Source organism: Arcobacter siniprincipis (SeqCode), from assembly GCF_048571125.1.
Lineage (GTDB): Bacteria > Campylobacterota > Campylobacteria > Campylobacterales > Arcobacteraceae > Arcobacter > Arcobacter siniprincipis.
In genome coordinates this window covers 429,944-441,951 of record NZ_CP182343.1, presented here as the reverse complement: position 1 = coordinate 441,951, position 12,008 = coordinate 429,944, and the positions used below count along the sequence as shown (strand labels likewise).

General features: G+C 28.7%; 8 protein-coding genes. All 8 read left to right on the top strand.

What is annotated here, in order from left to right:
- Positions 1 to 5: 5 nt before the first annotated feature.
- The 8 genes from ACNI3D_RS02315 to ACNI3D_RS02280 all read left to right on the top strand — a co-directional run bounded on the left by ACNI3D_RS02315 (position 6) and on the right by ACNI3D_RS02280 (position 12,006).
- Positions 6 to 1,988: a fumarate reductase flavoprotein subunit gene (locus ACNI3D_RS02315; protein ID WP_419768105.1), complete on the top strand. Its 1,983-nt coding sequence runs from the start codon at positions 6 to 8 to the stop codon at positions 1,986 to 1,988.
- The gene (locus tag ACNI3D_RS02310) at positions 1,988 to 2,713 is read left to right on the top strand and encodes a fumarate reductase iron-sulfur subunit (RefSeq protein WP_129102107.1); all 726 of its coding nucleotides are present in this window, start codon (positions 1,988 to 1,990) and stop codon (positions 2,711 to 2,713) included. The genes ACNI3D_RS02315 and ACNI3D_RS02310 overlap by 1 nt, the downstream gene beginning before the upstream one ends.
- Positions 2,714 to 2,781: 68 nt before the next feature.
- Positions 2,782 to 4,914, top strand: a complete 2,133-nt coding sequence (locus tag ACNI3D_RS02305; RefSeq protein WP_419768104.1) for a methyl-accepting chemotaxis protein — start codon at positions 2,782 to 2,784, stop codon at positions 4,912 to 4,914.
- Positions 4,915 to 5,193: 279 nt separating this feature from the next.
- On the top strand, positions 5,194 to 6,597 hold the full coding sequence (gene aspA, locus ACNI3D_RS02300) for an aspartate ammonia-lyase (protein WP_129102040.1): 1,404 nt from the start codon (positions 5,194 to 5,196) through the stop codon (positions 6,595 to 6,597).
- Positions 6,598 to 6,630: 33 nt separating this feature from the next.
- Positions 6,631 to 7,932: an anaerobic C4-dicarboxylate transporter gene (locus tag ACNI3D_RS02295; RefSeq protein ID WP_129102033.1), complete on the top strand. Its 1,302-nt coding sequence runs from the start codon at positions 6,631 to 6,633 to the stop codon at positions 7,930 to 7,932.
- A gap of 81 nt (positions 7,933 to 8,013) precedes the next feature.
- A complete protein-coding gene (locus tag ACNI3D_RS02290) occupies positions 8,014 to 9,063 on the top strand; it encodes a type II asparaginase (RefSeq protein WP_129102034.1) in 1,050 nt (349 codons plus the stop codon).
- Between the two features lie 76 nt (positions 9,064 to 9,139).
- Positions 9,140 to 11,347, top strand: a complete 2,208-nt coding sequence (locus tag ACNI3D_RS02285; protein ID WP_419768103.1) for a sensor histidine kinase — start codon at positions 9,140 to 9,142, stop codon at positions 11,345 to 11,347.
- The gene (locus ACNI3D_RS02280) at positions 11,344 to 12,006 is read left to right on the top strand and encodes a response regulator transcription factor (RefSeq protein ID WP_419768102.1); all 663 of its coding nucleotides are present in this window, start codon (positions 11,344 to 11,346) and stop codon (positions 12,004 to 12,006) included. The genes ACNI3D_RS02285 and ACNI3D_RS02280 overlap by 4 nt, the downstream gene beginning before the upstream one ends.
- Positions 12,007 to 12,008 lie beyond the last annotated feature (2 nt).

The following is a 12,008-nucleotide window of genomic DNA, read 5'->3' as shown; positions in this document are numbered from 1 at the left end:
TTAATATGAAAATTAAATATTGTGATGCGTTAGTAATTGGTGGAGGTCTTGCAGGACTTCGTTCAGCAGTTGCAGCTGCGCAAAAAGGTTTAAGTACAACAGTTTTAAGTTTAGTTCCAGTTAAGAGATCTCATAGTGCAGCAGCTCAAGGTGGTATGCAAGCTAGTCTTGGTAATGCAAAAATGAGTGAAGGTGATAATGAAGATGTACACTTTAGTGATACTGTAAAAGGAAGCGATTGGGGATGTGATCAAGAAGTAGCAAGAATGTTTGTTACAACTGCACCTAAAGCAATTCGTGAACTTGCAGCGTGGGGTGTTCCTTGGTCTAGAATCAAAAAAGGGAACCATGAAGCAGTTATCAATACAAAAAAAACTAATATATTTGAAGAAGATGATAAACATGGTTTAATCAACTCAAGAGACTTTGGTGGTACAAAAAAATGGAGAACCTGTTATACCTCTGATGCAACAGGTCATACTATGTTATTTGCCGTTGCTAATGAGTCATTAAAACTAAATGTAAATATTGAAGATAGAAAAGAAGCAATTGGATTAATTCACCACAATAATAAATGTTATGGTGCTATTGTTAGAGATTTAATTACTGGTGATATTGTAGCTTATGTTTCAAAAGGTACTTTAATAGCGACTGGTGGATATGGAAGAATTTATGAAATCACAACTAATGCAGTTATTTGTGAAGGAATAGGAACTGCTATTGCTTTAGAAACAGGTATCGCAAAACTTGGAAATATGGAAGCTGTACAGTTTCACCCTACTCCACTTTTCCCATCTGGTATTTTATTAACTGAAGGTTGTCGTGGTGATGGTGGTGTTCTAAGGGATGTTGATGGACATAGATTTATGCCAGATTATGAACCTGAGAAAAAAGATCTAGCTTCAAGAGATGTTGTATCAAGAAGAATGATGGAACATATGAGAAAAGGAAAAGGTATTGATTCAGTTTATGGAACACACCTTTGGTTAGATATTTCTATTTTAGGAAGAGAACATATTGAAAAAAATCTAAGAGATGTTCAAGAAATCTGTGAATCATTTGCAGGAATAGATCCAGCAGATGAAGGTCAAAAAGGTTGGGCACCAGTTCATCCAATGCAACATTACTCTATGGGTGGTATTAGAACAAAACCAACAGGAGAATCACAAACATTACAAGGATTATTTTCTTGTGGAGAAGCTGCTTGTTGGGATATGCATGGATTCAATAGACTTGGAGGAAATTCTGTTTCTGAAACAGTTGTTGCTGGTATGATTGTTGGGAATTACTTTGCAGATTATTGTATAAATACTCAAATAGATATTCAAACAGATGTTATTGAAAAATTTGTCCATGAAAAAGAAGCTTATATGAAAAACTTAGTTTCTAAAAATAGTGGAGATGATGTATTTAAAATCAAAAATAGAATGAAAAAAATTATGCAAGATTATGTTGGAATTTTTAGAGATGGAGAAGGTTTAGAAAAAGCAGTAAAAGAGCTTGAAGAGTTATATATCAAATCTAAAAATGTAGCTGTAAGAAATAAACAACTTACTGCAAATCCAGAACTTGAAGAAGCATATAGAGTTCCAATGATGTTAAAAGTAGCTCTTTGTGTTGCAAAAGGTGCACTTGATAGAACTGAATCTAGAGGTGCTCATACAAGAGAAGATTATCCAAAAAGAGATGATGCGAACTGGTTAAAAAGAACTCTTACTTCATGGAATGAAGGAGATACTATGCCAACAGTTGAGTATGAACCATTAGATATTATGAAAATGGAAATACCTCCTGGATTTAGAGGGTATGGAGCAAAAGGTAATTTAATTGAAAATCCTATTAGTGCTCAAAGACAAGCGCAAGTTGATGAGATGGTGGAAAAAATGGAATTAGATGGTAAAGATAGATATGAAATCCAAGATAAGCTTATGCCATTTCCACTTCAAGATGAATATAAAAGAAAAAATATTAGATTAGGAGATTTGTAATGTCTAGAGAATTAACTTTTAAAATACTTAGATATGATCCACAAGATGAAAAAAATGTTAGAGCTTACTTTGAAGAATTTAAAATTCAAGAAGCTCCTAGTATGACAATTTATATTGCTCTTACTCAAATTAGAGAGAGTCAAGATGCGGGATTGAGCTTTGACTTTGTATGTCGAGCTGGGATTTGTGGTTCTTGTGCGATGATGATAAATGGAAGACCAAAACTTGCTTGTAGAACTTTAACAAGAGATCTACCAAAAGAGATTATTTTACTTCCTCTTCCTACATTTAATCTTATCAAAGATTTATCTGTAAATACTGGTGTTTGGATGGATGAGATGAGTAAAAGAGTTGAATCTTGGGTTCACTCTTCTCATGAAGTAGATATTGCAAATATTGAAATGCCTATTGAGCCTGAAGTTGCTGATGCTGTATTTGAATTAGATAGATGTATTGAATGTGGATGTTGTGTTGCTGGTTGTGGTACAAAACTTATTAAAGAAGATTTCGTAGGTGCTGTTGGATTAAATAGAATTGCTAGATTTGAATGTGATCCACATGATGAGAGAACAATTGAAGATTATTATGAATTAGTTGGTGATGATAATGGTATATTTGGTTGTATGACTCTTCTTGGTTGTGAAGATACTTGTCCTAAACACTTACCTCTTCAAACTAAAATCGCTTATATGAGAAGAAAATTAGCTACTGTTAAAGGTTCTTAAGAAAGATATTTCTCTTAAATAATATGAATACAAAGAGTCTTAAATCTTTGTATTCTTAAGGAAAAAAAATGAAAATTAATAACATAAAATCTAAGTTGTTGCTACTAGTTTTAGTTAGCATCTCTTGTTCCTTCTTAATCCTTGGTTTTTACAATACACGAAATAAATATACCTCAGAATATAACTTAGTAAAACAAAAAGAACTTGATATCTCACAAGAAACATCTAAATTTATAAATAATTATTTAGAATCCAAAATCAAAATTATTCAAGCTACTACAGATGGAATAACAAGTGAAAATTTAGATATCTCAAATAAAGTTTTAGTTAGTAAATTATTATTAGGTGAAAAAGCAGGTGATTTTGCAAGCACTTATGTGGGCTTAGAAGAAAATGGAGATTTAATTAAATCTAATGGTATATTAAAAAATATTGTAAATACAAATTATGATGCAAGGCTTAGACCATGGTACAAGAAAGCTATAGAAGTTAATAAAGCTGGAATAACTGAGCCCTTTATTGATAATACAACAAAACGGTTAATAATAACAGTTTTTGCTCCTTTAAAAAAAGAAGGAATAACTATTGGAATCGTTGGTGCAGATATATTTTTAGACACAGTAGTTGATACTATTTTAAATCTAAAAATGGGAAATGAAGGCTTTGCATATTTAATAGGAGAAAATGGAAAAACTTTAATTCATAAAAATAGAAAACTTTTAAATAAAGAAAATATTTTGTTTAAACAAATAAAAACAAAATCAGATAATAATTTTGGTGAAGTATTAGCAAATGATACAAAAAAAATTCTGGCTTACAGTAAAATTCCTGTTGTTTCTTGGTACTTAGTAGTTGAATTAGACAAAGAATCAATTTTTAAACAAATCAATAAAAATATAACATATGAAATAATTCTTTATCTTGTACTTTTAATAGCTATTCTTCTCTTTTTATTTATATCTTTAATAAAAATACTAAAGCCTTTAAAAGTTCTTGAAAATGGATTATTGAATTTTTTTAATTACTTAAAAGGAGAAGTAACTAACATAACAAAATTAAATATTACTACTAATGATGAATTTGGGAATATGGCTAGTATAATCAACCAAGAGATGGAACTAGTTGAAAATAATTTAGAAAAAGATAGAAATTTTATAAATAATGTAAAAGATGTTGTAAAAATAATTAATGCAGGTAAATTGGATGTCTTTGTTGAGAGTACTACTTCTAATAAATCTTTAAATGAATTAAAAGAGATTTTTAATGAAATGATTAAAACAATAAGTATAAATGTCGATAAAGACATTAATTCTATTTTGGAATCATTAAAAAAATATTCAAAATTAGATTTTACAGATAATATTAAAAATCCTACTGGTAATATATCTTTAGGTTTAAATGACTTGAGTAATATTATTAATAAAATGTTACAAGAAAATAAACTTAATGGTTTATCCTTAAATAAAAGTTCTGAAGAGTTACTCGAAAATGTTGAAATATTAAATAAATCTTCTAATAATACAGCAGTGTCATTAGAAGAAACAGCAGCAGCTTTAGAAGAAATTACATCTACAATAATTAACAATACTCAAAGTATATCAACAATGGTTAAATATTCTGATGAATTGTCTAAGTCAATCAATTTAGGTCATGAACTTGCAAACTCAAGTGTAAAATCAATGAATCAAATCAATGAACAAACTAAGTCTATTTCAGAAGCTATCAAATTAATCGATCAAATTGCTTTTCAAACAAATATACTTTCTTTAAATGCAGCTGTTGAAGCAGCTACCGCTGGAGAATCAGGAAAAGGTTTTGCAGTTGTTGCACAAGAAGTAAGAAACTTAGCCTCACGAAGTGCAGAGGTAGCTAAAGAAATAAAAGATTTAGTTGAAAATGCAACTATTAAAGCAAATGATGGTAAAAAAACTACTGATGATATGATTATTGGATATATCAGTTTAAAAGAAAATCTTGATAAAGCAGAAAAAATGATTCAAAATATTTCTGAATCATCTCACGAACAAAGAGTAAGCATAGAACAAATTAATGATGTAGTTAATAAGTTAGACCAACAAACACAAAACAATGCTTCTGTAGCTTCAAAAACACAGGATATAGCTATTTACACAGCAACCATTGCTAAAACGATTTTGAACTCTGTAAATGAAAAAAGATTTATCGAAAATATCGATAAATAACTCTTAAGTTATAAAGGAATTTTTCTTTTATAACTTAACTATTAATTAATACCAATATCTCTATACAAACACTCCAAAATAATATTTTAGATTTTTAACCTCTATTATTCTTATAATAAAAATAGTTTTCTCTTATAAATATAGCTAATTTACTAGAATTTATTAAAAACATAACTTTTAGTTCATTTTAGAGGATTACAATTTCAATATTAAAAAGAAATATTAATTTTTAAAGTTAAGTTTCTAATAATAATAAAAGGAAATAAAATGACAACAAAAATGAAAACAAGATTGGAACATGATTTACTTGGAGAAAGAGAAATTTCTGATGAAGTATATTATGGAGTGCAAACTAAAAGAGCTCAAGAGAACTTTAATATTACTGGTGTGACTTTATCACAATTTCCTACATTTATCGTATCGTTAGCAAAAGTAAAAAAAGCTACTGCACTTGCTAACTTTAATTTAAATTTATTAGATGAACATAAAAAAAATGCAATTTGTGAAGCCTGCGATGAAATTATGGGAGGAGCATTACATGATCAGTTTGTTGTTGATATGATTCAAGGTGGAGCTGGTACTTCTGTTAATATGAATGCAAATGAAGTTATTGCAAATAGAGCATTAGAATTACTTGGTCATAAAAAAGGTGAATATCAATATCTACACCCAAATAATGATGTAAATAAATCACAATCAACAAATGACTCATATCCAACAGCATTTAGAATTGCATTATTTGAAAAAATTTATGAATTAACAGATGCAATGAAAATAATGCAAAATTCTTTTGCAAAAAAAGCAATTGAATTTAAAGATGTAATTAAAATGGGAAGAACACAATTACAAGATGCTGTTCCTATGACATTAGGTCAAGAATTTCATTCATATGAAACAATGATTGCTGAAGATATACAAAGATTGATTGAATCTCAACAATTAGTAAGAGAGATGAACCTAGGAGCAACAGCAATTGGAACAGGTATTTGTTCTCATCCTGATTATGCACATGAAGTTGAACAAAGATTACAAGAAGTTACAGGAAGACCTTTTGTTACAGCAAAAGATTTAATTGAAGCTACACAAGATACAGGTGCTTATGTACAAATTTCTGGTGTATTAAAAAGAGTTGCGACTAAAATTTCTAAAATTTGTAATGACTTAAGATTATTAAGTTCAGGTCCAAGAACTGGATTTAACGAAATTAATCTACCACCAATGCAACCGGGTTCATCAATTATGCCAGGTAAAGTTAATCCTGTTATTCCTGAAGTTGTAAATCAAGTAGCTTTCCAAGTAATTGGTGCAGATGTTACTATTACAATGGCAAGTGAAGGTGGACAATTACAATTAAATGTATTTGAACCAGTAATTGCATTTAACTTATTTAATTCAATGAATATGATGATAAAAGCTTTTCAAACATTAACTACAAAATGTATTGATGGCATTACAGCAAATGAAGAACACTGTAGAACTTTAGTTTTAAATAGTATTGGGTTAGTAACTGCATTAAATCCATATATTGGTTATGAAAACTCAACAATTGTTGCAAAAGAAGCATTGGATACAGGGAAATCTGTATATGAAATTATTCTAGAAAGAGAATTATTAACAAAAGATCAGTTAGAAGAAATTATTGAACCAAAAAATATGATTAAACCAAGATGTATTAATAGTTAATAAAAAAATATCTAAATAACAAAAGGAGACATTATGTTAGTTTTAGAAATAGCAGTTGTATTAGGATCTATATTTTTAGGTGCCAGAATGGGCGGTATTGGGATTGGTTATGCAGGTGGATTAGGGGTACTTGTATTATGTTTATTTTTTGGTCTTACACCAGGAAGTATTCCTATTGATGTTATCCTAATTATTATGTCAGTTATCGCAGCAATTGCTGCGATGCAAGTTGCTGGTGGACTTGATTATATGGTTAGTATTGCGGAAAAAGTTTTAAGAAAAAACCCTAAACATATTACATATTTAGCACCAGCTGTTACATATTTTATGACATTACTTGCAGGTACAGGACACACAGCATATTCAACTTTGCCTGTTATTGCAGAAGTTGCAAAAGAACAAGGGATTAGACCATCAAGACCATTAGGAGTAGCAGTTGTTGCTTCTCAGATTGCAATCACTGCATCTCCAATTTCTGCTGCCGTTGTATTTTTTAGTGGAATTTTAGAACCTCTTGGTGTTGGATATATTGAGTTATTAGCAATTGTAATTCCAACAACATTTGCTGCATGTATGATTACAGCTTTCGTAAGTAACTTTTTGGGAAAAGATTTAAAAGATGATTCTGTTTATCAAGAAAGAATGAAAAAAGGCTTAGTAAAACTAAGAGGTGAAACAAAAGTAGAAATTAAAGAAGGTGCAAAACTTTCTGTTGCAATTTTTTGTATGACTATCTTCTCAGTTGTGACTTATGCAACATTAATTAGTGATAAAGTTGGAATCATTACGAATCCAACATTGCCAAGAAATGAAGCAATTATGGTATTTATGTTAGCTTGTGCAACATTGATTGTATTATTTACAAAAATTGACTCTGGTAAAATTATTAGTGCATCTACTTTTAAATCAGGGATGAGTGCTTGTATTTGTGTATTAGGAGTTGCTTGGTTAGGTACAACTTTTGTTGGTGCACATATCGATGAAATCAAAGGTTTTGCAAGTACATTATTAAGTCAATATCCTTGGATGTTAGCAGTTACATTATTCTTTGCAAGTATGCTTTTATATTCACAAGGTGCAACTACAAAAGCTTTAATGCCTGCTGCCTTAGCTTTAGGTGTTGATCCTGGTACTGCAATTGCATCATTTGCTGCAGTTAGTGCATTATTTGTATTACCAACTTATCCTACATTATTAGCAGCAGTTGAGATGGATGATACAGGTTCTACACGAATTGGAAAACTAGTATTCAATCACCCATTTATTGTTCCTGGTGTCTTAGCAATTGCATTAAGTGTTGTATTTGGATTCATCGTATCAGGAATGGTACTCTAATTAAAAAATTTATGGACTTCGTGTAAGATCAAACTTACACGAAAGTTTTAATCTAATTTAAATTTATATAAGGAGAACAAAATGACAAAGTTATTAAGAACAGTTGCACTATTTGCATTTATTGGAACATCGGTACTTTTAGCTAAACCTAATATTGTAATATTAGCTACTGGTGGAACTATAGCAGGAGCAGGTGATTCTGCTATTAAGAGTGAATATTCAGCAGGTTCAGTTACTATTGATAAATTAATAGCAGCAGTTCCTTCAATCAAAAAAATGGCAAATATTAAAGGTGAACAAATTTCTAATATTGGTTCACAAGAAATGAACTTTAAAGTTTGGTTAAAATTAGCAAAAAGAGTAAACGAATTACTTAAAAAAGATGATATTGATGGTGTGATTATTACACATGGTACAGATACAATGGAAGCAACTTCATACTTTCTTGATTTAACTGTAAAAAGTAAAAAACCTATCGTTGTTGTTGGGGCTATGAGATCTGGTTCATCTATGAGTGCTGATGGACCAATGAATCTATTTAATGCAGTTAGTGTAGCAGTAAATAAAGACACATATAAAAAAGGTGTTGTTGTTGTAATGAATGATGAAATTCATAGTGCAAGAGAAGTTACAAAAGTAAATACTTCTATGGTAAATGCATTTGCATCTCCAAACACTGGAAGAATTGGTACTGTTTATTATGGTGATGTACATTATTATATGACTAGTACAAGAAAAAATACATTTGATACAGAATTTGATATTGAAAAAATCAACTTTTTACCAAGAGTAGATATTGTATATGGTCATGCTGGTGGAAATGATGTTTTTGTAAAAGCATCAGTTAAAGCAGGAGCAAAAGGTATCATATATGCAGGTATGGGAAATGGAAATCCATATCCAACAACTCAAGATGAATTAGCACAAGCAGTTAAAGAAAATGTTGTTGTTGCTAGAACTTCAAGAGTTGGAAGTGGTAGAACAAATCTACATGGTGAAGTTGACGATCAAAAATATGGATTTATTGTAACAGATAATTTAAATGCACAAAAAGCAAGAATTTTATTAATGTTAGGTCTTACAAAAACCCATGACAAAAAAGAATTACAGGATATGTACTTTAAATATTAATATAAAAAGAGGAATTTAATTCCTCTTTTTTATATATTTAGATAATATCCCTTGCTTAAAATAAGGAAATAGTACCATGAAATTAAAAGTTTTTTTATTTTTAATAAGCCTTACATTATTAAATATTAATCTTTTTGCAAGTAACAATAAAAATATACTCATTATTAATTCATATCATAGAGGATTTCAATGGAGTGATGATGTATTAAATGGAATAGAATCGGCTTTAAATGATAAAAAAGTTAATTCTACAGTTTTATACATGGACTCAAAAAGAATTACATCCTCAAAGTATTACAAAAAACTAAAAGATCTTTATAAGTTACAACTTTCAAAAAGCAAATATGATTTAATTGTTGCAATTGATAAATTTTCATATGAATTTATTTTACAAAATTATAATGAACTATTTACAGATGAACCTATATTTTTCATAGGACTCGAACAGTTCTCTCAAGATGAAGTAAAAAAATATAATTTACAATCAAAAGTCTCTGGATTGCTTGAAAAAAGAGCAATTAGTGATACCTTAGAAATAATACATAAATTAATACCAAATCTAAAAAAACTTTATATTATAAATGATAAAAGTGAAAATGGAGATGACTCTGATCCTTTTATTCAAAATGAAATATATAATTTAAATGATAAATTTGAAGTTCAATATATAAGAAGCTCAACATTAGATGATTTAAAAGAAAAATTTTCCAAATATACTCCAAATGAAGCAGTCTTTTTTATTCGATTTTACAATGATAAATATGGAAAATTATATACTAATAACGAAATTTCTCAAATGATAAATTCTAGTAAAATTCCAGTTTTTTCAACAGATACACTTTTTATAAAAAAAGGATCAACAGGTGGAAAATTAGTTCCAGTAAAAGAAGTAGGAATTAAATCAGGAGAAGATATTTTAGGAATTTTAAATAATACCATTACTACCCCTACTATTCGAACAGCAGATAAATTTGAATATATTTTCGATTTTGAAAAAATCAAAAAGTTTAATCTTCATCCAGATATTTTAAAAATTGATTATAAATATGTAAACTATCCAAAAGATTTTTTAGATAGAAATAGACAATTTGTTGATTTTGTTTTTTTAATGTCTCCTTTCTTACTATTTTTAATTTTAGGACTCATTCATAACCTTTATCTTAGAATAAAAAGTACAAAACTTCTTAAACAAAGAATGGAGTTTGATAAAGTTTTATTAGATGCAATAAAAGCTCCAATTGTTTGGCAAGATGAAAAGGGTAAAGTAGTTGATTCTAATTCAAGATTTTGTGATTTTATGAATTTTCCATCTCCAAAAGAAAAAGGTAAAAAATTAAAAGATTATTTTCAAGAACATAATACAGAACCTATTTTTAAAATACTAAAACCATTTATAAATAATACGGTAGAGGGTAATCATATGGTAATCAAAGGAGATGATGATAAAGAGCATACATATCTAATCGATCAAACAAACTATACAGAAAATATTTTTAAAACAAAAGGGATAGTTACTGTTTTTACTGATATCACAAAAGAAAAACAAGCTGTTGAAGAAAAAAGAAAACATCAAGAATTTGCTATTCAACAAAGCAAATTAGCAGAAATAGGAGAAGTGTTTTCTTCAATTGCACATCAATGGAAAACACCACTTATTGAAATTGCAACAATTGCACAAGAAAGACTTTATTATGATAATAACAATGATTTTGACGAAGTAAATAACACTTATGCAAGTGATATTATGGTCCAAGTTAAATATATGACAGATACAATTAATAGCTTTCAAGAGTTTATAATGCCATCAACCCAAAAAATTGTATTTGATATAAACGAATCAGTTGAAGATATGTTAGAAATAATTCGTCATAACATGAAATATAATTATGTTAATGTAAAAATAAATGTGGAACCAGAAACTAATTTAATAATTTTTGGGTATAAAAATGAACTAATGCAAACTTTATTAAATATTGTTAATAACGCAAAAGACTCTATTATAAAACAAAAATCTAAAGGCAAAATTACACAAGGGGAAATATTTATAAACATAAAAAATATTCACAATAATATTCAAATAGATATAATAGATAATGGTGGTGGCGTTCCTCTTAAATACATCAATCAACTATTTGAACCATATTTTACTACAAAAAAAGATGGACATGGTATAGGACTATATATGGCAAAATTAATTATTGAAGATAAAATGGATGGTCAAATCACGGTTGAGAATGTAAGTGGTGGTGCAAAATTTAGCATTATACTGGAGTTAAAAAAATGAAAATACTAGTTTTAGAAGATAATGAAAGATTATGCAATTTAATAAAACAAGCATTAAGTAAAAGTGGGTATCAAGTTGATACTACTTATGATGGAGCAGAAGCTTTAGAAATGATTACAAATGGTTATTCCTGTTTTATTCTAGATATTAATGTTCCAACAATAGATGGAATTACAATTTTGGAATCCATAAGAATGTATCATAGCGAGGTACCTGCAATAATAATTAGCTCTAATCATGATTTAGAAAAGATTCAAAAGTCATATGAAATTGGGTGTGATGATTATTTAAAAAAACCTTTTTTCATGTATGAGCTTATTCAAAAAGTACAAAAACTTTGTCAAGTTAAATCTACATTGTTAGATTTGGGCAATGGTTATATTTTTGATTATAATAAACATTTTTTAGTTAAAGATGAAGAAGAAATTCAATTAGCAAAAAAAGAGATTCTTTTTTTAGAGTTACTTGCTAAAGATATTCATAGAGTTTTTAGTTTTAATGAAATTGAAGACTATGTATGGGAAGGAGAAGAAACATCCCTTATGAATGTTCGTGCACTTGTAAAAAGAATTAGAAGAAAAATTCCAGAAAAAGCTATCAAAATCGTAAAAGGAATTGGATACTCAATAGATGCAAGTCAAATTCCAGAACAACAATAATT

Bases quoted from the DNA above. Each gene is read 5' to 3' on its own strand.
- ACNI3D_RS02315 (WP_419768105.1), top strand. From the start codon at position 6: ATGAAAATTAAATATTGTGATGCGTTAGTAATTGGTGGAGGTCTTGCA.
- ACNI3D_RS02310 (WP_129102107.1), top strand. From the start codon at position 1,988: ATGTCTAGAGAATTAACTTTTAAAATACTTAGATATGATCCACAAGAT.
- ACNI3D_RS02305 (WP_419768104.1), top strand. From the start codon at position 2,782: ATGAAAATTAATAACATAAAATCTAAGTTGTTGCTACTAGTTTTAGTT.
- aspA (WP_129102040.1), top strand. From the start codon at position 5,194: ATGAAAACAAGATTGGAACATGATTTACTTGGAGAAAGAGAAATTTCT.
- ACNI3D_RS02295 (WP_129102033.1), top strand. From the start codon at position 6,631: ATGTTAGTTTTAGAAATAGCAGTTGTATTAGGATCTATATTTTTAGGT.
- ACNI3D_RS02290 (WP_129102034.1), top strand. From the start codon at position 8,014: ATGACAAAGTTATTAAGAACAGTTGCACTATTTGCATTTATTGGAACA.
- ACNI3D_RS02285 (WP_419768103.1), top strand. From the start codon at position 9,140: ATGAAATTAAAAGTTTTTTTATTTTTAATAAGCCTTACATTATTAAAT.
- ACNI3D_RS02280 (WP_419768102.1), top strand. From the start codon at position 11,344: ATGAAAATACTAGTTTTAGAAGATAATGAAAGATTATGCAATTTAATA.